The organism is Streptomyces beihaiensis, assembly GCF_026274175.1.
Taxonomy (GTDB): Bacteria; Actinomycetota; Actinomycetes; order Streptomycetales; family Streptomycetaceae; genus Streptomyces; species Streptomyces beihaiensis.
This window is the reverse complement of sequence record NZ_JAPHNL010000263.1, coordinates 19773-40118: the sequence shown is the minus strand read 5'-3', so window position 1 is coordinate 40118 and position 20346 is coordinate 19773. Positions and strand designations below refer to the sequence as shown.

The window sequence follows — 20346 nt, the reverse complement described above, 5'->3', positions numbered from 1 at the left end:
CCCTATGTCGGTGGGTTGCCGTGTTTCCGGCTGGGCAGATCGGCGTGTTTGGAGCGGAGCATGGCCAGGGCCGCGGCGAGGACGGGGCGGGTGTCGGCGGGGTCGATGACGTTGTCGACGAGACCGCGTTCGGCCGCGTAGTACGGGTGCATCAGCTCGGTCCTGTACTCCTTGATCTTCTGCGCGCGCATCGCATCGGGGTCATCGGCTCCGTTGATGTCGCGGCGGAAGATGACGTTGGCGGCGCCCTCGGCGCCCATCACGGCGATCTCGTTGGTCGGCCAGGCGAAGGAGAGGTCCGCGCCGATGGAGCGGGAGTCCATGACGATGTAGGCGCCGCCGTAGGCCTTGCGCAGGATCAGCTGGACGCGCGGCACGGTGGCGTTGCAGTACGCGTACAGCAGCTTCGCGCCGTGGCGGATGATGCCGTCGTGCTCCTGGCCGACGCCGGGCAGGAACCCGGGTACGTCCAGCATGGTGACCAGCGGGATGTTGAACGCGTCGCACATCTGCACGAACCGGGCGGCCTTGTCGCTGGCGTTGATGTCCAGGACGCCGGCCAGGGACTGCGGCTGGTTGGCGATCAGCCCCACCACATGCCCCTCGATCCGTGCCAGCGCCACGACGACGTTGGTGGCCCAGCGCTCGTGGACCTCCAGGAACTCGCCGTGGTCGACGATCTCCCTGATCACCTCGCGCATGTTGTAAGGCCGGTTCCCGTCGGAGGGGACCAGGTCCAGCAGGCTCTCCCCGCGCCGGTCCACCGGGTCGTCGCTGATGTCCGCGGGGGGCAGCTCGCGGTTGTTCGCCGGCAGCATCGACAACAGGAAGCGGACCTCCTCGATGCACGACTGCTCGTCGTCGTGCACGAAGTGCGACACTCCCGACACCGCCGAGTGCGCGTCCGCGCCGCCCAGCTCGTTCTGGGAGATCTTCTCGCCGGTGACGGCCTGCACCACGTCGGGTCCTGTGATGAACATCTGCGAGGTGTCACGGACCATGAACACGAAGTCCGTCAATGCCGGGCTGTAGGCCGCGCCACCGGCGCAGGGGCCCAGCATCACCGAGATCTGCGGGATCACCCCCGAGGCACGGCTGTTGCGCTGGAAGATCCCGCCGTAGCCGGCGAGGGCGGTGACGCCCTCCTGGATCCGGGCGCCGGCGCCGTCGTTCAGGGAGACCAGCGGGGCGCCCGCCGTGATGGCCATGTCCATGACCTTGTGGATCTTCTGCGCGTGCGCCTCACCCAACGCACCCCCGAAGATCCGGAAGTCGTGCGCGTACGTGAACACCGTCCGCCCGTACACCGTGCCCCAGCCGGCGATCACGCCGTCGGTGTACGGCTTCTTCCCCTCCAGCCCGAACCCCGTGGCCCGATGCCGGCGAAACGGCTCCACCTCGCGGAACGAGCCCGCGTCCAACAGGAGTTCGATGCGCTCACGCGCCGTCAGTTTCCCCTTGGCGTGCTGTGCCTCGGTGGCCTTTTCGCTCGGGCCGCGCAGGACCTGGTCGCGCAGAGCCTTCAGCTCCGCCACTCGTTGGCGCGCGGTCCCCGCCGTGGACGTCACGGTGGGGGGCGAGGCGTCAGTCATGGTCGACACTCCTTGGAAGCCGGCGGGTGGTGACGGACAGCGAGGCCCGGGTCAGTACAGCCACGGACGCCACATAGCGGTCTTCACACCGCGCGTCCGTCACCGTCCAGCCCGCCGGGCCGGCCGGCGCCGCGGGGCCGCCCGCGCCCAGATAGTCGGCGGCCAGCGAACGTCGCAGACCGACGCCGATCCCTTTGAGATAGGCCTCCTTGCGCGTCCAGAGCCAGGTGAAGTACCTCGCCCTGGCAGACTGCGGCTGGGACGCCAACTCGGCTCGCTCCACCGGGTGGAAGCGCATGCCGCACAGGTCGGCGGTGGGCAGCGAAGGAATCCGCTGGACGTCCACCCCGATCGGCACGGGCGCGATCCCCAGCAGCGCGAGCCCGGCGCTGTGGGAGAGCGAGAAGTGAACGGGCGGTCGATCACCGGCGAGAGTCGGCCGACCGCCTCGGTCCCGGACCAGGCGTACCTCCCGCGGAGCGCAGTCGAGGCGTGCCCCGAGCAGGTGGCGCAGCGCCAGATGCGCCGAGACGTAGAGCGCGCGGTCCGCGGGCCGCCGGAAGGCGTCCGCCCGTCGCCGCTCGTTCTCGTCGAGTGCGCCCAGCCCGTCCATGCCTGAGACGTGTCCGGGCCGCACGAACCAGAGGTCCACCGTCTGCGCCGACGCGGAGGCGGATGGCGGGCAGGGTTTGGTCGGCACTGTCATCGGATCACTGCTGATACGGGTGTTCCCGCCGCGCCTTCTGCAACGCGTCGGCCCACCACGTGAGTTGCTCTAGCATGACCTTGGCCGCGGCGGTGGCGCCGGCCGGCTCCCGCAGCTCGCCGGCATCGTCGAACAGATCGCCCGCGTTGTGGAAGCTGACGGTGTCCCGGATCGTCGTGGCATGCAACTCGGCGAAGACGAGCCTGAGTTGCTCGACCGCTCGCAGGCCCCCGGCCAGCCCTCCGTAGGCGACGAACCCCACCGGCTTGGCCCGCCACTGGACGTAGTGCCAGTCGATGAGGGACTTCAGGGGTGCCGGGAAACTGTGGTTGTACTCAGGCGTGACGATCACGAAGGCGTCGGCCGCCTCCAGCCGCTTCCCGAGCGTCCGCACCGACTCGGGCGGCTGCGGTGACAGCGCCACCGGAACGTCCAGGTCGGCCGGATCGACGACATCGACCTCGAACGCGTCGATCTGGCGGGCCTGACCCGCGAACCAGGAAGCGATCACCGGACACAAGCGTCCCTCACGCGTGCTTCCGAGGACAACGGCGAGGCGAAGAAGTGCTGGTGACATGGTTCTCCCGTCACGAGGCGAGCAGAGCAAGAACGCGCGTGCGCGACAGTCGCGTCCGCACGGGAAGTACGGGCCGGCCTTCTCCGGTCGGCCCGTACGAGGTCCGTCCGGCCGTTCAGCCGCCGAGCAGCGTTCCGCCGCTGGCGTCGACGAACGTGCCGGTGACCCAGCGGGCGTCGTCGGAGGCGAGGAAGGCCACGACGTCACCGACGTCGCTGGGCTCGGCGATCCGCTTGAAGGCGTTCATGTTGGCCATGAACTCGCGGGCCTCCGGGACATCGAAGACCGGGCTGCCGTTGTTGGTGATGCCCGGCGACACGGTGTTGACCGTGATGTTCCGCGGGCCGAGAAGCCGGGCGAGATGCAGGCTGATCTGGTCGAGCGCGCCCTTGCTCATGGCGTAGGCGATCTCGTCCGGGTTCGCGTAACGCAGCAGGCCCGTACCGATGTTGATGATGCGTCCGCCGTCAGGCATGACCGTCAGAACGCGCTGGGTCAGAAAGAGCGGCGCCCTGGCGTTGACCGCGACCAGCCGGTCGAAGATCTCGGGCGTGAGGTCCTCGGGCTTGACCCCGCCCATCACCCCGGCGTTGTTCACCAGGATGTCCAGCTCCTCCTTCCCGGTGAGCTCGCGCAGCCCCGCCGTCAGGCCCTGGAAGAGGGTGTCGACATCGCCGGGCACGCCCAGCTCCGCCTGGACCAGGAAGGCCCGCCCCCCTTCCGCCTCGATGGCGGAGAGCGTCTCCTTCGCCGCTTCGGCGTTGCTCGCATAGTGCACGGCGACGGTCGCCCCGTCGCGGGCGAGGCGCATCGCCGTCGCACGGCCGATGCCGCGGCTCGAACCCGTCACCAGGGCGGTCTTGCCGGAAAGTCGCTTCACAGGAGTTCTCCTCGTCGAATGAGGCCGGCGACCCCGTGCGCGACGCACGGGAACACGGCCGGAATGGGGATGTCACCGTCAAGTGGGAAGGGGGTGACCGAACCAGCGCGTCAGCGCGCCCCGCAGCTGCCGCTCGCCACCGTCGGCCCACACCACGTGCCCGTCGGGCCTGGCCAGCAGCGCACGGGTCGCCACGGCGCGGTCACCAGGTCGCGGTCTCGCCGTCACCGCGCACACCCGGTCGGCCCAGCCCCGCGCGACGGTCCGCAGGTCTTCTCGGTCGGACGAGCGGGGTTCCAGTTCCAGCAGAAGCCCCCGCCCGGAGCGCAGCAGCGCGCCGGTGGTGGACGCGCCCGCCTCGGTGATCAGTTCGGCGTGCGGCAGACGTGCTCCCAGGAGCGGATGGCCGGCATCCTCCATCGGATACCGGATCCCGACCCCGCTGATCCCGGATCCCAACCGGTCGCGCACCGCTTCGAGTTCGAGCAGGCCGCTCATGACGGAGCGGATCGGCTCCACCTCGGGCCCGCCGAGCAGGAGCGTCGCCTGGGCGGCAATGTCGGACAGCACCTGGGAGCCGACCAGATGCCGTTCCTCGTGGTACGTGTCGAGGAGGCCCGCGGGTGCCCGGCCGCGGACCGTCGCCGCCAGCTTCCAGCCCAGATTGACCGCGTCCTGCAGGCCGAGGTTGAGGGCCTGACCGCCGACGGGCATCTGCGCGTGCGCGGCATCGCCGGCCAGCAGCACACGGCCGCGCCGGTACCGCGTCACCTGGTGGCTGGCGTCGCCGAACGAGTTGATCCATACGGGCGTGCCCCGGCTGATGTCCTCACCGGTGACGCGTGCCCAGGTGGCGGTCACTTCGTCGAAGTCCGGCTCCGCGCGCCGAGCCGCCGCGGGCCGGCCGAACTCGTGCACCATCACGCGTGTCACGCCGTCCGGGCGGCGAGCCGCGATGGCGAGCCCCCGCGGCAGCCGCTGGAATCTCCTGTTGGGCACGTCGATGCCCGCCACGTCGGCGCGCAGCAGCTCCCGGCCGGCGGCGGTCCCGACGAACTCGAACCCGGCCAGCCCTCTGACAGTGCTCTTCTCCCCGTCACATCCGACCGCGTAGCGAGCGCGCAGCCGGGCCGTCGAGCCGTCCTGGTCGCGCAGGACGGCGGTCACGGCCGCGCCGTCCTGGTCGAGAGCGGTCAGTTCACAGCCGCGGCGGACCTCGGCCCCCAGGCCGGTCGCCCATACGCCGAGGATCTCCTCGATCCGGGTCTGCGGGACCTTCCACAGCCCGGCGTACCGGCTCGGCTGCACGCCGAGGGGGAGCGGTATGCCGCCGAAGTGCCCCGTGTCGTCGCGGGCGACTTCGCCCAACTCCGCTATGAGGCCGCGCTGGTCGAGGAGCTCCATGGTGCGGGCGTGCAGAGTGGAGGCCCGGGACTGCGTGGTCGGCGCGGGCAGCCGCTCGGCCACGACCACGCGGGCCCCGCCGAGCCGTAGCTCACCGGCGAGCATCAGTCCGACCGGCCCGGCCCCGACCACAAGGACGTCTGTCTGCGACTCGGACATGGGTCAGACCCGACGCTCGGCGTAGGCCTTGGCGTGACCAAGGGTGGCCCGGCTGTTGGCGCTCAGCGCGCCCTGCACGTACTGGCGGGCGTCCGCGACACCGGCCTTGTCACCGAGGACCGCGGGGATGTTCTCGACGTTGACGACCACCGTGTGCTGGGAGGTCGCGATGACGCCCGAGTCGTCCTCCTCCAGCAGCCAGTAGCCGGTGTGCAGGGTCATCAGGGCGGGGACGACGGTCTGCTTGTAGACAATCCGCTCGTGCGGGAAGCAGACGCGCACCGAGGTGGTGGTGTGTGTGGAGCCGTCCTTGGCTCGCGTCTCCATCGTCAGCAGTTGCAGCCCGGGGGTCTCCTCGGTCAGTTCGACCTTGGCCACGTGGGGCAGCCGCTCGGTCCAGCGGTCGGCCTGGTCCAGGAAGTCGTAGACGTCCTTGGCCGATCCGTCGATCCGCACCGAGTCCTGGAAGGACAGCAGCAGGTCTTCCGGGGAACCGACCAGCAGCTCGGCATTGGCCTTCAGCGCGGCCAGCTCGGACCGGCTGTTGCGGTCCACCGCCTGATCGATCCAGGCGAGGCTCTCCGCTTCGTCGTCCACAGCCCGGTAGTCGTGCAGCAGCCGGACCCGGCAGGTGCCGTCGGAGACCGGCTCGATGATCCACGCCCCGCCCATGGCCGCCACCGGCGGGGCGGAGACCTCCTGGCGGAAGTCGATGCGCAGCTGCTCGGGATGGAGCTCCCTGCGGGACGTCCAGCTCTTGGCCTCGCCGTTCGCCGTGGCCCAGATTCTTATCCGCTCGGTGTGCTCACCTCGCTCGACGTGCTGCACATGGATGGTCGGGTGGAAGAGCCGCGGCCAGTTCTCCACCTCCGTCAGCAGGCGGTACACGTCGGATGCCGGCGCGTCCACCTCGATGGCGTGTTCCACCCGGCTGATCTCTCCGTCGGACATGGTGCCTCCTTGCGCTCGGGTGCTGCTCAGTAGTTGCCAAGGCCTCCGCAGACATTGAGTGCCTGCGCGGTGATCGAGGCGGCGGTGTCCGAGGCCAGGTAGCTCACCAGTCCGGCGACCTCCTCGGGGGTCGAGTAGCGACCGAGCGGGATCTTGGCCTGGAACTTTTCGAGGACGGCCGCCTCGGAGATCTCGAGCGCGGCCGCGTACCCCTGTCGGACACGCTCCGCCATGGGGGTCTCGACATAGCCCGGGCAGACCGCGTTGACGGTGATGCCGGTCGGCGCCAGCTCGTTGCCGAGCGCCTTCGTGAAGCCGACGACGCCGTGCTTGGACGCCGAGTACGGCGCCCCCAGGACGACGCCCTGCTTGCCCGCGGTGGAGGCGATGTTGATGATCCGGCCGCCGGTCTTCTCGCGCATGCCGCCGCTGGTGAGAACCTCGCGCGTGACCAGGAACACGCTGTTGAGGTTGGTGTTGATCACGTCCGCCCACAGCTCGTCGGTCAGTTCGGCGGTGACCCCGCCGCCGCTGCGACCGGCGTTGTTGACCAGGACGTCCACCGGGCCGAAGCGTGCGACGGCGGCGGCCACGAAGGACTTGATCTCCTCGGCCGAACGTACGTCGCAGCTGGTCCCGTCGACGTCCAGGCCCTCCGCGAGCAGTTCCTCGACGGTGGTCTTCACGTTCTCCGCGTTGCGTGCGCAGAGGAACACCCGGTGTCCCTGAGCCGCGAGGGTCCGCACCACGGCGAGACCGATTCCACTGGTGGCACCGGTGACCAGGGCCACCCGCTGCTCTTGCTGAGGCATGTCTTCTCCTGTGTCGATCAGCCGGCGTGGACGGTCACGAGGTGGCCGTGGACGAGCTTGAGCAGAGCACGTGGCGTCTGGGCCTCGGCCAGGGCGTCGTCGTCCAGGGCGATGCCGTACTCGCGCTCGATCCGCCCGCACGTCTCCAGCAACGCCAGTGATTCGTAGCCCAGCTCCTCGAACGCGACGTCGAGGATGTCCGCGTCGAGGTCGACGCCCTCCTCGGTCCCCGCGCCCTCGCGGAGGATGCGCCTCAGGTCGTCGATGGTGAACTCGGTGCTCGCCATGGCCTTGTGTCCTTTCTGAATGTCATGGGGTACGTCATGAGGTCCGGGCCTTCGGTGCCGCGTCCGACACCACCAGCGCTGAGTTGAAGCCGCCGAACCCGCGTGCCACGACCAGGGCCGAGCGCAGCTCTGTCGCTCGCTCCTGCCCGATGACCAGGTCGAGGTCGTAGTCGGCGTGGGGCGAGACGTTCACGGTCGGCGGGATCACACCGTCCCGGATGGCCAGCAGCGCGGTCGCCACGTCCAACGGTCCGGCCCCGGAGTTCAGCCGCCCTGTCATCGACTTCGGCGCTGTGACCGGTACGTCCCGGGGGCCGAACACCTCCGTGAGGGCCCGGGCCTCGATGTGGTCGAGTTCGGGGACCGCCGCGGCATCGGCGAACACGACGTCGATGTCGCCGGGTGTCAGTGCGGCGTCCCGGAGCGCGATCTCGATGGCCCGGCGCAGTCCCGGCTCACGGCCGCTTCCGGGCCTGGGGTCGAACGTGGTGCCGTAACCGGTGATCCGGCCGTAGATATGGGCATCGCGGGCCCGGGCCGCCTGTTCGTCCTCCAGGACGAGCAGAGCGCCACCCTCGCCTGCCACGTGGCCGCTCGCCCCGGCGTCGAACGGCCGGTAGGCCGTGGCCGGGTCGTCGTCGGTGCTCAACCGCCCGCTGGTCAGCTGCGCCACCCAGCCCCAGGGGCAGATGGAGGCATCGACGCCTCCGGAAACGATCACCTGGCTGCCGCGCCGTATCTGACGCCGTGCGTGTGCGATCGCGTCCAGCCCGCCGGCCTGATCACTGACCAGCACCCCGCTGGGCCCGCGCAGCCCGTGCCGGATCGAGATCTGACCGGTGTTGACGGCGTAGAACCACGCGAAGGACTGGTATGCGCTGACATACTGGCTGCCCTTGCTCCACAGTGCCCGCAACTCGTTCTGGCCGAACTCGAAGCCGCCGGCCGAACTCGCGGTGACCACCCCCGCCGCGTATTCCGGGAGTCCGTCCGGCCGGATCCCGGCGTCCTGGAGGGCCCAGTCGGCGCTCACCAGGGCGAGCCGGGTCATGTGATCGGTCTGGGGGAGCAGCCGGCCGGGCAGGTGGTCGGCCGCGACGAATCCCGGCACCTCGCCCGCCAGCCGGGCGGGATATGCGCTCGGGTCGAAGCGGGTCACAGGGCCGATGCCGCTGTGGCCTTTTCGGGTGGCGGCCCAGTAGTCCGCCGCCCCCAACCCGTTGGGGGCGGCGATGCCGAGTCCGGTGACGACGACGGACGCGGTCATGCCGTGTTCCTCTCGGGACGGGTGAGCACCATGGCGCTCTGGAAGCCGCCGAAGCCGCTGCCGACGCTGAGCACCTGGTCGAGTCGGGCTTCCCGGGCGGATATCGGTACGTAGTCGAGATCGCACTCGGGGTCGGGGTTGTGCAGATTGGCGGTCGGGGGGATGACGTTCTCCGCCATGGCCAGCGCACAAGCGGCGATCTCGAGGGATCCGATGGCGCCGAGCGAGTGCCCGATCATCGACTTGATCGAACTGACCGGAACGCGGTAAGCGTGCTCACCGAGGCTGCGCTTGAAGGCCGCGGACTCGTGGCGGTCGTTCTGCTTGGTGCCGGAGCCGTGGGCGTTGACGTAGTCGATGTCCGAGGCGTTCAGCCGGGCCTCCTCCAGGGTGGCCCTGATGGCCTCGGCCATCTCCCGTCCGTCGGGGCGCAGCCCCGTCATGTGGAAGGCGTTGCACCGGGACGCGTATCCGCCGATCTCCGCGTAGATGTGCGCCCCACGCCGCTGCGCCCGGCCGAGTTCCTCCAGGACGAGGACCGCGGCGCCCTCGCCGAGGACGAACCCGTTGCGGGTCCGGTCGAAGGGCCGGGACGCCTGCCCGGGTTCGTCGTTGTACGGGGTGGTGGCTTTGATCGCGTCGAAGCAGGCCATCGTGATGGGGGAGATGGGAGCATCCGTCGCGCCGGCGATCATCACGTCGGCGCTGTTCTCACGGATCAGCTCCACGGCGTGGCCGATGGCGTCGAGGCCGGACGTGCAGCCGGTGGAGACCACCGTGCTGGGGCCCTCCGCCCCGGTTGCCCAGGCGACCTCGGTGGCGAAGGAGCTGGGGACGAAGTGGCCGTAGAGGTGCGGTACCGCGTACCGGTGGTCGACCAGCTCCAGTCGGCCGTCGTCGCTGACGACCCGGTACTCCTGGTCGAGCCCCGTGGTCGCGCCGACGGCGCTGCCGATGGTGACGCCCGTCCGGTGGGGATCCATGGTGTCCGGGGCGAGCCCGCTGCCGGCCACCGCCTCACGCGCGGCGACCACCACGAGCTGCGCGGCCCGGTCCATCCGCCGGATCTCCTGCGGCGTGAGGCCCTGGTCCTCCGGATGGAAATCGATCTCCGCGGCGACCCGGGAACGGAACGGAGCGGGATCGAAGAAGGTGATGCCCCGGGTGGCGGTCCGACCCTCGCTCAGCAGGCTCCAGAAGTTCTTGACGCCTGTACCGCCCGGTGCCATGACACCGATGCCGGTGATGACGACCCGTCGTCTCACCGTGCGCTCCAGTGGTAGAAGCGCTGTGCCATCGCGTCCGCCGGTGAGCGCCAGGTGTCGGGGTCGTAGGCCTGGATGAAGGGTTTGAGGTCGGCGCTGATCCGTACGAACGACGGGTGCGTCTTGGCCGCCTCGATCGCCTCACCGCCGTCCTCCGCGTCGAAGTCCTGCAGGTGGAAGTACAGGCCCCGGTACGAGAACAGCTGGCGGCGGCGAGTGCCCATCAGGTGGGGCATGTCGGTGGCGTCGAAATCCGAGAACAGCTTGGCGACGTCGTCACCGTCGCCGGGGCTCATCCGAGCAACGATCAGGGTGCTGTGCATAGTGTTGTCTCCTTGGCTGGGCCCCGAAGCGTTGCCGGGGCTGAGGCTCGTCAACGAGAACCTGGGGCGCCAAAGGACCGGGCCAGCGCCTCGGCCGGCGGGACAGGTCCGGGGGCGGTCCACGCGACATGTCCATCGGGGCGGACGAGGACGGCGCCGGTCGACGCGAGCGGGTTCTGGTCCGCCGGCCCGTGCACGGTCGCTGTGACGACGTCCACCCGGTCCGACCACGGTTCGGCCGCCGATCTCAGGGCGGCGTTGTCGGCGAGGTCCAGCAGGACACCCCGTGCCGGGTGGAGCAGCTCGGTCGTGCTGGTCCTGCCGGACTCGCCGTCCAGGTCCACGTGAGGAATCCGAAGGCCCAGCAACGGGTGGTCACCGGGGCCGAGTTCGTATCTGATCGACAGCCCGCTGACCATCCCGGCCAGGTGGCGACTGACGTTGTCGAAAGCGATCAGCTCGCTCATCACGTCTCGCAGCGGCTGCATCTCCGCTCCGCTGAGGAACAGCAGGCCCTGCGCCTGGGTGTTCATCAGCAGTCGGCGACCGACCGGGTGCCGCTCCTCGTGATAGGTGTCCAGGAGTCCCTCGGGAGCGGTTCCCTTCACCGTCGCCGCGAGCTTCCAGCCGAGGTTCACGGCGTCCTGGACGCTCGTGTTCATACCCTGGCCGCCGGCGGGCAGGTGGATGTGTGCGGCGTCACCGGCGAGCAGCACGCGTCCGCGACGGTACTGCGTCACCTGTCGGGCAGGGTTCCCGAACGCGCTGAGCCAGACCGGGGTGCCACCGCTGATGTCCTGGCCGGTCAGCCGATGCCAGGCCGAGGAGACCTCTTCCCAGGAGGGCGGCTCGGTCCGCCGGCGCGGCGGGGTCCCCCGCTCGCACACGATGATCCGGACCAGGCCGTTGTCCAGCGGGCCGGCCATGACCATCCCGCCGGGCACCGTCTCGCCGATCGGACGCGGGGCGATGTCGCAGCCCCGCACGTCCGCCAGGAACATCTCCATGGTGGAGTCGGTGCCGGGGAAGTCGAATCCCGCGGCCTTGCGGACGGTGCTCCGCCCGCCGTCGCACCCCACGAGATAGGCGGCTCGCAGCCGTCGGGGCCCGTCCGGGGAGCCGACCTCGACCTCGACGTACTCGCCCTCGTCAGCGAAGGAGAGCACCTCGTGGCCGCGGCGGAGGTCCGCCCCGAGCTCGACCGCCCACTTCTCCAGCATGGCCTCGGTCACAGCCTGGGGAACACCCTTGACGCCGCCTGAGTGCGCGGACCCGAGAAGGCTGAAGTCCACGGGCAGTCCGCCGAAGTGACCCAAGTCGGTGATCTCGATGTCACCCAGCCGGGACAGCAGCCCGCGCTGGTCGAACACTTCCAGGGTGCGCGCCGTGAAGCCGAGACCGCGGGACTCGCCGGTGGGTTCCGCCAGGCGTTCGAGAACGACGACCTCGACTCCCGCGAGTCGCAGTTCACCGGCGAGCATGAGCCCCGCGGGGCCGGCGCCTACGACTATGACCTGCGCGTCCATTCCCATGTCCTTCCGTCGTTCGAGCAAGCGGGGTCTCCGGGTGGCAGCGGGCATGCGGAATCGCCATGTCTCAAGAATTCAGGGACGATATTGCAGGTGGCCGTCTCACACCGGCGGCTGGAATTCGGAGTTTCTCTGAAATCGCGTCACCGGACGCTGATGAACAGCTTCTTCGGGGGCGCGGACAAGTACAAGCGAGAACGCTCTAAGCTTTCGCTAGGTCGACGTCAGTCCGCACTAATTCGCGTAGGCCCGTGGTTGCCGGAAGTCGGCGGCATGGTCGGCCGCCCAGGTCGCGAACGTCCGCGCGGGGCGACCGGTCAGGGCTTCGACGGTGTCGAGCACCGTGGCCGGCCGGCCGTCGGTCATCGCTTGAGCGGCCAGAACGGTCTCCACCACGTCGGCCGGGTAGCTGCCCTCCATAGCCGCTCGGGCCGCGTCCACCGGGATCGTCTCGAACCGCGTCGGGCGGCCCAGAACCTTCCCGATGAGCGATACCTGTTCCCGCTGGGTCAGCGTCTGCGGGCCGGTCAGCGAGTAGGCGGCGGATCGGTGGCCGTCCGTGGTGAGCACCCGGACCGCCACGTCGGCGATGTCCTCCTCGTGGATCGGCGACGTGTACGAGCCCGGGTAGGGGCAGCGCACGACGCCTTCGGACCTGATCTGGCCCGCCCAGGCCAGCGCGTTGGTGGCGAGGGCCTCGGGCCGCAGGAACGTCCAGCCCATCCCCGACTTCCGCAGCGGCTCCTCAACTCCGAGGTGCATCAGGGCGATCGGGTTACGGTCCCGGTCCGCCCAGGTCACGGCGATCGACGAGAGCAGCACCACATGCTGGACACCCGCGACGCCGGCGGCGTCGACGAAGCCGTCGATGCCCTCGGGAACGGTGTACAGGAACACTTTCTCGACGCCCTTGAGCGCCTCTCGGAGCGTATGCGGCCGGGCCAGGTCGGCCTGTACGACCTCGACGCCGTCCGGCAGTCCCGGCGCCGCCGGGTCACGCGCCGTACCCCTGACCGGGAGGCCGGCGGCCGCCAGCTTTCGGGCCACCCCGCTCCCGACGTTCCCACGGACTCCGGTCACCAGAATCGTCACAGCGTTCTCCTCATAGCGCCTGATCGAAGCCCGTGTCGCCGCCGATATTCCCGAGCATGCGGCGCAGCACCTTGACGACGAAGACGTAGTCCTCCTCGCTGATGCCGTCATGGATCTGCGCGCGCACCTCGGGCAGCAGGGCCAGTACCCGGTCCCGCAGGGCGGTGCCGGTCTCGGTGAGGCTCAGCCGTCCCGCTTCGTCCACCCTGAGCTGCTCGGAGCCGAGCAGGTCGTCGACAGCCGGTCCCAGCGTGGAGACGTCCACGTACGGCCGCTGCCGCGAGACCCGCTCCAGCAGTTCGTCGCGAGTCAACCGGCTACGGCTCTCTCCCAGCTGGTAGATCGACCACCAGTGAGGCTGCGTCAGCCCGAGTTCCCCCAGCCTGCCGTTGATGTACTGGACGACCGCCGCCCGGACGGCTCCGGTCCAGTAGCCGACCGGCTGCTGGGCAAGCTGGGCATCGGTGAATTCCATGGCCTCTCCTTCGCTACTCTGCCGCGGCACGCAGCACCAGCAGATGACTCGTGCCGGAATCGGGCTCGGTGGCGCACAGGACGACCACCGGATAGGTGCTCTGCCACTGCGTCCAGTGCTGTGCCAGCGCCGACCACACGCCGGTGGCGTAGCCCTCCGAACAGGTGTGCGGATCCGCGCCCTGCGCGGGGACGGCGCCAGGATCGACTCCTGGCCCGAGCACCACCAGGAGGCGCCCGCTGTCCGGCACCAACTTGGCCAGGCGGGCGGCCAGTTCAGTGCTCCCGACGGAGACGACGGTGTCGACGGTGCCGGGGCCCGGGCTGGTGTCGAAGGCCAGCAGGACCCCGGAATCGGCGGGCGCACCGTCGAACCGCTCGGCGGCGTCGGTCGGGGCGCAGTCCAGGACGGCGAGCAGCGACTTCGAGCTCTGCCCGGTCCGCTCGTACGCGTCGGCCACCCGCAGCGCGCTGAAGGGGGCGCCGAGGTCCTGTCCGCAGAGCGCGAAGCTGTGCGCGTCACCGCCCGTCCGCAGGTTCAGGTAGGAGGCCACCGTCTTGAAGCCGCTGTCCTCCGGCCGCGCGTACGTGAGCAGCACCAGGTCCGGCCCCATCACGGACTCGGGCAGCTGTTCGGCCAACAGGTCGACCAGCCGGGTGTGGCCCGCCGGGGCAGGCGGCCCGGCCGGTTCGTGCTCCGGTGCCTCGCCGACCGCGACGACGGCGTCGTCGCCGGAGGCCGCCGGAGGGGACGACACCGTGTTCGGGACGGAAGGCTTCAGAACGGACACGGCGGTGAGCAGTCGCAACGTCATGACCGGGGTCCCCCAGTGTTCGACGACGGTGTGAAGACCATGGCGGAGAAGGTCATGCCGACTCCGATCGCCACGAACATGGCGGGACGGTCCGGTTCGAAGCGTTTCTCTTCACCCAGGGTGGCGTAGTTGATGAGCACGTCCGAGGCGAGGCAATGGCTGTAGCGCGGGATGTTTTCGAAGAAGAACTTGCCGCGCAGCGCCTCGTCCTTGATCGTGTCCTGCCAGAGAGTGGTGTTCGGATTGGGCGCGATGACGACCTGGATGTCGTCCAGCGTGCAGTCCGCCCGGTCCGCTGCCTCGCTCATCACCTCGAGCATGAGGCGCGGCCGCATCTCGGACTCGGCCCTGATCAGCGCGGGAGAGCTCATCATGCCGTCCGAGAACTCGCCCCTCGTCCTCGTCACGAAGGAGCGGACAGCGGTTCCCGAACCGTTCCAGGCCACCAGTGCGGAAGCGGAACCGTCCCCGACGACACAGGTGTTCATCACCAGCTGTGCCGCCCGGTGGCGGGGCTTGTCGCCCGTCACCACCAGGGCTCGGGCCTCGGGATCCCCGTCGGCCCGGAGCAGGGCGCCGGCGACATCGATCGCGCTGAGCGCGATGGCGCAGTTCTGCTGGGTCAGGGCGAACGTGGTCGCCTTCTCCAGGCCCAGAGCCCGCTTGATGTCCTGCGCGGTCCTCGGCCCTACGCTGCGGCCGCCATGGAGCGCGTGACAGTAGATGAGATAGCGCACGGACCGGGGATCGATCCGCTTCAGGATTCTTTTGGCCGCCGGCAGCACCAGGTCGCGCAGACTCAGATCCGGGTCGTGCCGCATCCGGTCGAGTCCGTGAATCCTGCGGAACATGTGTGTCTGCGCGGGGTTGAGCCCGAGTTCGGCCGCCCGCTCCTCCACCGTGACCGTACGGTCGGGGAAGAAGGATTCGACCGCTTCCAGGGTGATCATTTCCAAGAACCTCCTTCACTCACCAGTGCCAGCAGACCGGCCTGGCGTATGCAGCTGTGGACCACCGCGTCGTCCGCCTTCCCCGTGCGCACCGCTGCCGTGAAGGCGCTGAGGCTGTTGCGTACCTGATCGTCCGGCACCAGTGGTACTTCCCGGCTGCCGGTGCCTCTGTCGACCCGGATCACCGGAACGTGGTCGGAGGGCGGTGTGAAGGCGCGATCCACCTGGATGCGTCCGGTGCTGCCACACAGCTGGTACCGGGAGGCGTAGGCGTGTTCGAGCCCGAAGGACAGCTGTGCCGTGACGCCGTCCCGCCGGCGCAGCAGCACCGCTCCCGAGGTGTCGACGCGACGGCCCGGGCTCGCGCCGAGCGCCGCGCCGACCACCTCCAGGTCGTCGCCGAGAAAGTGCGTCGCGGCCCGCAGCGGGTAGAGACCGATGTCCCACAGCGCCCCACCGCCCAACTCCGGCTGGTACCGGATGTCCTGGTCAGGGAGGCGTGGAACAGCGAACTCGGCGTGGAACGAGCGCAGTTCGCCGATGGCTCCACGCCGCACGAGGCGACGGACAGCGTCGTGCTGGCGATGATGGACGAACATCACGTTCTCCATCAGGACGAGTCCTCGCGAGGAGGCCAGGTCCAGCAGCCGACGGGTCTCCCGGGGATCCGCGGTCAACGGTTTCTCCACCAGGACGTGCCGCCCGGCGCGCAAGGCCCGCTCGGCCCATCGCGCGTGCAGGGCCAGGGGCAGCGGAATGTACACGGCGTCCACCTCGGCAAGCGCCAGCAACGCGTCGTACCCGGCGACCGAGCGACAGCCGTACACGCCCGCCACCTCCCGCGCCGTCGGGCCGGTCCTGCTGGCCACTGCGACGACCTCGATGTCGTCCGCCGCCGACATCGCCGGGAGCATCCGACGCCGGGCGATGTCCGCGCAGCCCATGACGCCGATCCGCACCGGCGGCGTCACGGGGTCGGCTCCGTACTGGCCCGCGTCCCGGCCAGGTAGCCGTCGAGCGCCGTCCGGTAGTAGTCCGGGCCGAAGCCGAACCCGGCCACCTCGGGCAGCAGCGAGTGCAGCTTGTCGACCGATACGAGGTGCGACGTCCCGGCGTCCACGTACCGCCTGTCGGCCGAGACGCCGAGCCGGAACTCCAGGTGGTCGACGATGCGTTCCACGGACACGGCCGTACCCGTCGCCACATTGAGGGTCTCCCGTCGGATTCCGCGGCGCAGCAGCAGATCGAGGACGGTGACCACGTGGCCGACGTCGATCACATCACGGGTGGCACGCCGCTGAATCACGATCTGTCCGGCGCCGAGGGACCGTACCAGCGTGGGGAGCAACTGGTGAGCCGGCTGGCCGGAGCCGACGACATGGCTCAGCCGCAGCACCAGGAAGTCGATCCCTGAGTCGCGCAACTCCTGTTCCATGCCGAGCTTGTTCTCCCCGTAGGCGCTACGGGCCGTGAGGACGTCGTCCTCACGGCCGGGCCGGTCGGCACCGTAGACGCCGGCCGAGGCCGTGGAGAAGAAGACCAGTGTCCGGCCCGACGCCCGGCAACGCTCCATCACCTGGCGGAACAGACGGCGCTCGCGTTCGAAGTCGGCGGCGGATGTGCCGCTCGCCCATGAGACACCGGCGGCCAGTGCGACCGCGCCCGCGTGCTCGTCGGCGAGCGGCGCCAGGTGACCGGCGAGGAATCCCCGACCGATGATCTCCATGCGCTCCTCCTAGACCAGCTCGGCCATGGCGTCCACCGCTCGGGCGGGCGGGGCGAGTTCGGCGATCTCCAGGGAGAGCGTGCGGGCGCGGTCGGCGTACGAGGAATCGCTCAGGACCTCCCGGCACGCCTCGACGATCGCTTCCGTCGATACGTCGGTGTCGAACAGAGTGATGGCGGCGCCGTACCGGGACAGCCGCTGCGCGCCCAGATTCGGGACACCGCCCTGGGGAACGGACACCTGTGGCGCGGCGGCGGCCATCGCCGTCAGACTCGTGGTGCCCCCTCCGTGGTGCACGATCACGTCGCATGTGGGTGCCAGCACGTCGAGCGGTACCCATCCGGCCCGCACGCCGGGGACCTCCGCCCGCAGGGCCTCGCCGACCTTGTCCGGGGCCGCCACCACCAGGTCGACGTCCAGCTCCTTGAGGGCGATCGCCTGGGAACGCAGAACTTCGTACGCCCGGCGCCGGACGTCGTGCTCGCCCGCATCGTGCGCCACCCGGCTGCCGGTGGTCAGACACAGCCGCGGCGCCTCGGGCCGGGCCAGCATCCAAGGCTCAAGCTGCCGCTGCCCGTTGACGGGGACCCACCGAATCTCCATGGTGCGCTTCGCCGGGTGGGCGTCCGCGGGCCGCAGGCTCGGCGGGCACACGTCGATGAACAACTCCGGCTCCGGCAGCCACTCCAGTCCCAGTTCGGCCAGTTCCGGAGCGAGCTCCTCGACCGCCCCGTGGTCGATCGCGGTCGCCTCGATCGCGTCCCAGGCGTGGCGTACGTACGGGATGCCGAGCCGGGCGGCCAGGAGACCGGCGGCGTACGACATCGTGCCGCCCACGACGACGTCGGGGCGCCAGTCGCGGGCCAGCTCGACGAGCGGGCCGAGCCAGGCGGCGGCCATCCGTCCGAACCAGCGTCCGGTGAACGGGATCTGCTCGCTCGGCACCGCGGGTATCTGCGTGGGGCGGCCCGACCTGTCCGTGTTGACGAAGCGGCCGATCGGCTGCGACGAGACCGAGAACGCGGGCAGGCCCACGCCCGTGATCGCCGGGATCACATCGTCGTTGGCGGCCATGATGACGGCATGGCCCGCGTTGCGCGCGGCTGTCGCGACCGGGGTGAGCGCGAACGCGGTGGCGACGCTGCCGGCGGCAACGAAGAGGATGCGCATCAATACTCCTGATTCCGTGAAGGTCGTCCCGTCGGAGCCGCGTTCGCGGTCCGCTCCTCAGCGCAGATCCGCCAGACTCCGGCCGTGCAGATCGGTGGTGCTCTGCCGGCGGTCGCTGTGGCAGGGGGTCATGAACTCGGGGAGGCGCAGCTGCTCGTGGAGGGGCGCAGAGGGCGATCCGGTTCACCTCGTCGAGGCGGGTGAATTCCGCCCCGCTCAGCCGTATGTTCAAGCTCGCCAGGTCGTCGCGCAGCTGGACCTCGGTGGTCGCGCCGAGGACCGGGCGCACCGCTGCGGGACGGTTGCGCGGCCGGGCGAGGGCGACCTGGTGGGCAGCCGTCCACCCTCCCTCGGCAGCGATCTCGGCCACCTCGCGGACGATCTCCCCGTCGCGCCGGGTCTCTCCCGCCCGGTTCTGCGCGCTGAGGCGCCCCGTCCCGGCGTACGTGCGTGCCGGTCAGCCGCCCTCCCGACAGGGGTTCTGGGGCGAACGCACTGACCTCACAGCTCCGCGCCATCGGGAGGAGCTCGCGCTCCAGCACCTTCGCTGCGGCCTTCACCTGGTCGTCCAGGGCCCGCACGACCTCCTCGACGGGCGTGAAGCCGTCACGTGCGTGCAGCCACAGCAGGTCCACGTGGTCGGTCTTCAGACGCCGCGGGCTCGCCTCGACTGAGTCGACGAGCTTCTTGCGGTGGTGGCCCGCCGAGCTCACGTCTGCCTGTCCGGCCATCGCGCTGTACTTCGTCGCCGGCACGAACTCGTGTCGTCGTTCGGACAGCAGTTCACCGAGGTACGTCTGCGACCGGCCGCCGCCGTACACAGGGGCGGTGGCCAGGAAATCGCCGCCCGCTTCGGTGCAGAGACCGATCAGCCGGCTCGCCACCGCCTTCGACGCTCCCCAGGTGCCGACGCCGAAGCAGAGTTCGCAGACCCTCAGGCCGGTCTTGCCCCGTACGGAATACTTCATCGGGCATGCCCTTCTCCACCGGTCGGCGCGAACGCCGTCGACGGACGTCACGCCGCGGGCTGGTGCTTGCCCAGCACGACAACCGCGTTGTTGCCCGCGAAGGCCAGGCCGTTGTTCTGCACCACCCGCAGATCGGCGGGGATGGACTCGTTGGGCACGCAGTCGATCTCGCACTCGGGGTCGGTCTCCCGGTGGTTGATCGTCGGCGGGATGAATCCGTGGGTGATGGCCAATGAGCAGGCGATCGCCCCCAGCGCGCTGGCCGCTCCCATGGTGTGGCCGAGCATGGACTTCAGCGAGACCGTGCGCGGCGGCATCCCGGAGAAGACTTCGCGAATCGCCCGGGACTCGGTCACGTCATTGGTCTTCGTTCCGGTGCCGTGGGCGGAGACGAGGTCCACCTCCTCGGGCCGGACGCCGGCGTCCGAGAGGGCCGAGCGCATGCAGCGCGCGATGCTCGACTGCTCGGGCTGCACCGGGTGGTAGGCGTCACAGCTCATGCCGTATCCGAGTACCTCGGCGTAGATCTGCGCCCCGCGGGCGAGGGCGGAGTCCAGACGCTCCAGCACCAGCACGCCGGAGCCCTCGCCGGTCAGGATTCCCTGACGGTCCCGGTCGAACGGCCGGCAGAAGTCCGGTGCGATGGTGCCCAGCCGGTAGAAGGCTGTGAAGGACTTGCGGCACATCGCATCCGCCCCACCGCACAGTGCGATGTCCGCGTCACCGACCCGAATCGCGTCGAATCCCATGCCGATCGCGTAGTTGCCCGCCGAACAGGCCGTGGCCAGGGTCAGCGCCTCGGCGTCGGAGAGCCCCAACTCCCAGGCGATGGCGGCCGACAGCCGTCCCGCTCCGACCCGTCGGGCCACCTCCGGGTCCCAGTCCTGCGGCCCGGACTCCACCCAGGTCTGGGCCAAGTGGTCCAGATCCTGAGACTCGCCGTCGGTGGTGCCGACCGAGATCTGCACCCGCCGCTCACGCAGCGCGGCGTCCGTGAGCCCGGCGTCGCGCACCGCCATCCGGGCCGCCGCGACGGCGAACTGGCTGGTCCTGCCGAGTTGCTCCGCAGACCAGCGTTCCAGCCACTCCTCCGGCTTGAAGCCGGGCAGCTCGCAGCCGTTGGCGTGTGCGAACCCCGTCGTGTCGAACACCGAGATCGGCGAGACGCCGTTGCGGCCGTCCCGTAGTCCCTCGGCGAACTCCTCCACACCGATACCGATACTGGAGAAGACGCCCAGCCCGGTGATCACCACTCGGTCACTGGCAGGCCGCGAATGCGCGGCAAGCACGTCACCCATGTCCGTTCCAACCTCCCATGCCTGCCCCGAGCAGGGGTCTTGGGCATCTCAACTACGCGATACAACGGGGACACCGCCGCAAGGACCGGTCAGCGGCACGG

At 70.0% G+C, this 20346-nt stretch carries 21 protein-coding genes; all 21 read right to left on the bottom strand.

The features are described from left to right. Positions 1-2: 2 nt before the first annotated feature. The 21 genes from OFY01_RS20780 to OFY01_RS20685 all read right to left on the bottom strand — a co-directional run bounded on the left by OFY01_RS20780 (position 3) and on the right by OFY01_RS20685 (position 20245). Positions 3-1592, bottom strand: a complete 1590-nt coding sequence (locus tag OFY01_RS20780; RefSeq protein WP_266602138.1) for an acyl-CoA carboxylase subunit beta — start codon at positions 1590-1592, stop codon at positions 3-5. Then, positions 1585-2298: a 4'-phosphopantetheinyl transferase family protein gene (locus OFY01_RS20775; protein ID WP_266602136.1), complete on the bottom strand. Its 714-nt coding sequence runs from the start codon at positions 2296-2298 to the stop codon at positions 1585-1587. The genes OFY01_RS20780 and OFY01_RS20775 overlap by 8 nt, the downstream gene beginning before the upstream one ends. A gap of 4 nt (positions 2299-2302) precedes the next feature. Next, entirely contained in the window at positions 2303-2875 is a 573-nt protein-coding gene (locus OFY01_RS20770; RefSeq protein WP_266602134.1) for an NADPH-dependent FMN reductase, read from the bottom strand. Positions 2876-2990: 115 nt separating this feature from the next. Beyond that, positions 2991-3755 (bottom strand): SDR family oxidoreductase, encoded by a 765-nt coding sequence (locus OFY01_RS20765; protein ID WP_266602132.1) that lies wholly within the window; start codon positions 3753-3755, stop codon positions 2991-2993. A gap of 78 nt (positions 3756-3833) precedes the next feature. Further along, positions 3834-5318: an FAD-dependent monooxygenase gene (locus OFY01_RS20760; RefSeq protein WP_266602130.1), complete on the bottom strand. Its 1485-nt coding sequence runs from the start codon at positions 5316-5318 to the stop codon at positions 3834-3836. A 3-nt stretch (positions 5319-5321) separates the two neighbouring features. Beyond that, on the bottom strand, positions 5322-6269 hold the full coding sequence (locus OFY01_RS20755) for an aromatase/cyclase (RefSeq protein WP_266602128.1): 948 nt from the start codon (positions 6267-6269) through the stop codon (positions 5322-5324). A gap of 26 nt (positions 6270-6295) precedes the next feature. Then, a complete protein-coding gene (gene fabG / locus OFY01_RS20750) occupies positions 6296-7081 on the bottom strand; it encodes a 3-oxoacyl-ACP reductase FabG (RefSeq protein ID WP_266602126.1) in 786 nt (261 codons plus the stop codon). Positions 7082-7098: 17 nt separating this feature from the next. Further along, positions 7099-7368, bottom strand: a complete 270-nt coding sequence (locus OFY01_RS20745; protein WP_266602124.1) for an acyl carrier protein — start codon at positions 7366-7368, stop codon at positions 7099-7101. Positions 7369-7402: 34 nt separating this feature from the next. After that, entirely contained in the window at positions 7403-8635 is a 1233-nt protein-coding gene (locus OFY01_RS20740; RefSeq protein WP_266602122.1) for a ketosynthase chain-length factor, read from the bottom strand. Beyond that, the gene (locus OFY01_RS20735; RefSeq protein WP_266602120.1) at positions 8632-9900 is read right to left on the bottom strand and encodes a beta-ketoacyl-[acyl-carrier-protein] synthase family protein; all 1269 of its coding nucleotides are present in this window, start codon (positions 9898-9900) and stop codon (positions 8632-8634) included. The genes OFY01_RS20740 and OFY01_RS20735 overlap by 4 nt, the downstream gene beginning before the upstream one ends. Next, positions 9897-10223, bottom strand: a complete 327-nt coding sequence (locus OFY01_RS20730) for a TcmI family type II polyketide cyclase (protein ID WP_266602118.1) — start codon at positions 10221-10223, stop codon at positions 9897-9899. Before OFY01_RS20730 ends, OFY01_RS20735 begins: the two co-directional genes overlap by 4 nt. A gap of 50 nt (positions 10224-10273) precedes the next feature. Then, the gene (locus OFY01_RS20725) at positions 10274-11749 is read right to left on the bottom strand and encodes an FAD-dependent monooxygenase (RefSeq protein ID WP_266602116.1); all 1476 of its coding nucleotides are present in this window, start codon (positions 11747-11749) and stop codon (positions 10274-10276) included. Positions 11750-11986: 237 nt separating this feature from the next. Beyond that, positions 11987-12844 (bottom strand): NAD(P)H-binding protein, encoded by an 858-nt coding sequence (locus tag OFY01_RS20720; protein WP_266602114.1) that lies wholly within the window; start codon positions 12842-12844, stop codon positions 11987-11989. Positions 12845-12854: 10 nt separating this feature from the next. Beyond that, the gene (locus OFY01_RS20715) at positions 12855-13319 is read right to left on the bottom strand and encodes a MarR family winged helix-turn-helix transcriptional regulator (RefSeq protein ID WP_266602112.1); all 465 of its coding nucleotides are present in this window, start codon (positions 13317-13319) and stop codon (positions 12855-12857) included. A gap of 13 nt (positions 13320-13332) precedes the next feature. Next, positions 13333-14133, bottom strand: a complete 801-nt coding sequence (locus OFY01_RS20710; protein ID WP_266602110.1) for a hypothetical protein — start codon at positions 14131-14133, stop codon at positions 13333-13335. Continuing rightward, positions 14130-15083, bottom strand: coding sequence for a 3-oxoacyl-[acyl-carrier-protein] synthase III C-terminal domain-containing protein (locus OFY01_RS20705; protein WP_266602108.1), 954 nt, complete (start codon positions 15081-15083; stop codon positions 14130-14132). The genes OFY01_RS20710 and OFY01_RS20705 overlap by 4 nt, the downstream gene beginning before the upstream one ends. Continuing rightward, positions 15080-16054 carry a Gfo/Idh/MocA family protein gene (locus OFY01_RS20700; protein ID WP_266602106.1) on the bottom strand — a complete coding sequence of 325 codons (975 nt, stop codon included), beginning with the start codon at positions 16052-16054 and terminating at the stop codon, positions 15080-15082. The genes OFY01_RS20705 and OFY01_RS20700 overlap by 4 nt, the downstream gene beginning before the upstream one ends. After that, on the bottom strand, positions 16051-16809 hold the full coding sequence (locus OFY01_RS20695) for an NAD-dependent epimerase/dehydratase family protein (protein WP_266602104.1): 759 nt from the start codon (positions 16807-16809) through the stop codon (positions 16051-16053). Before OFY01_RS20695 ends, OFY01_RS20700 begins: the two co-directional genes overlap by 4 nt. 9 nt (positions 16810-16818) lie before the next feature. Continuing rightward, the gene (locus OFY01_RS20690) at positions 16819-17979 is read right to left on the bottom strand and encodes a nucleotide disphospho-sugar-binding domain-containing protein (protein WP_266602102.1); all 1161 of its coding nucleotides are present in this window, start codon (positions 17977-17979) and stop codon (positions 16819-16821) included. 128 nt (positions 17980-18107) lie between these two features. After that, the gene (locus OFY01_RS32665) at positions 18108-18947 is read right to left on the bottom strand and encodes an aldo/keto reductase (RefSeq protein WP_407700390.1); all 840 of its coding nucleotides are present in this window, start codon (positions 18945-18947) and stop codon (positions 18108-18110) included. Positions 18948-18994: 47 nt separating this feature from the next. After that, positions 18995-20245 (bottom strand): beta-ketoacyl-[acyl-carrier-protein] synthase family protein, encoded by a 1251-nt coding sequence (locus OFY01_RS20685; RefSeq protein ID WP_266602100.1) that lies wholly within the window; start codon positions 20243-20245, stop codon positions 18995-18997. Positions 20246-20346: the final 101 nt, after the last annotated feature.

Coding starts and splice junctions, on each gene's coding strand:
- OFY01_RS20745 (WP_266602124.1), bottom strand. CDS start 7,368: ATGGCGAGCACCGAGTTCACCATCGACGACCTGAGGCGCATCCTCCGC.
- OFY01_RS20690 (WP_266602102.1), bottom strand. CDS start 17,979: ATGCGCATCCTCTTCGTTGCCGCCGGCAGCGTCGCCACCGCGTTCGCG.
- OFY01_RS20715 (WP_266602112.1), bottom strand. CDS start 13,319: ATGGAATTCACCGATGCCCAGCTTGCCCAGCAGCCGGTCGGCTACTGG.
- OFY01_RS20775 (WP_266602136.1), bottom strand. CDS start 2,298: ATGACAGTGCCGACCAAACCCTGCCCGCCATCCGCCTCCGCGTCGGCG.
- OFY01_RS20685 (WP_266602100.1), bottom strand. CDS start 20,245: ATGGGTGACGTGCTTGCCGCGCATTCGCGGCCTGCCAGTGACCGAGTG.
- OFY01_RS32665 (WP_407700390.1), bottom strand. CDS start 18,947: ATGAAGTATTCCGTACGGGGCAAGACCGGCCTGAGGGTCTGCGAACTC.
- OFY01_RS20705 (WP_266602108.1), bottom strand. CDS start 15,083: ATGATCACCCTGGAAGCGGTCGAATCCTTCTTCCCCGACCGTACGGTC.
- OFY01_RS20695 (WP_266602104.1), bottom strand. CDS start 16,809: ATGGAGATCATCGGTCGGGGATTCCTCGCCGGTCACCTGGCGCCGCTC.
- OFY01_RS20740 (WP_266602122.1), bottom strand. CDS start 8,635: ATGACCGCGTCCGTCGTCGTCACCGGACTCGGCATCGCCGCCCCCAAC.
- OFY01_RS20725 (WP_266602116.1), bottom strand. CDS start 11,749: ATGGACGCGCAGGTCATAGTCGTAGGCGCCGGCCCCGCGGGGCTCATG.
- OFY01_RS20780 (WP_266602138.1), bottom strand. CDS start 1,592: ATGACTGACGCCTCGCCCCCCACCGTGACGTCCACGGCGGGGACCGCG.
- OFY01_RS20770 (WP_266602134.1), bottom strand. CDS start 2,875: ATGTCACCAGCACTTCTTCGCCTCGCCGTTGTCCTCGGAAGCACGCGT.
- OFY01_RS20710 (WP_266602110.1), bottom strand. CDS start 14,133: ATGACGTTGCGACTGCTCACCGCCGTGTCCGTTCTGAAGCCTTCCGTC.
- OFY01_RS20755 (WP_266602128.1), bottom strand. CDS start 6,269: ATGTCCGACGGAGAGATCAGCCGGGTGGAACACGCCATCGAGGTGGAC.
- OFY01_RS20730 (WP_266602118.1), bottom strand. CDS start 10,223: ATGCACAGCACCCTGATCGTTGCTCGGATGAGCCCCGGCGACGGTGAC.
- OFY01_RS20760 (WP_266602130.1), bottom strand. CDS start 5,318: ATGTCCGAGTCGCAGACAGACGTCCTTGTGGTCGGGGCCGGGCCGGTC.
- fabG (WP_266602126.1), bottom strand. CDS start 7,081: ATGCCTCAGCAAGAGCAGCGGGTGGCCCTGGTCACCGGTGCCACCAGT.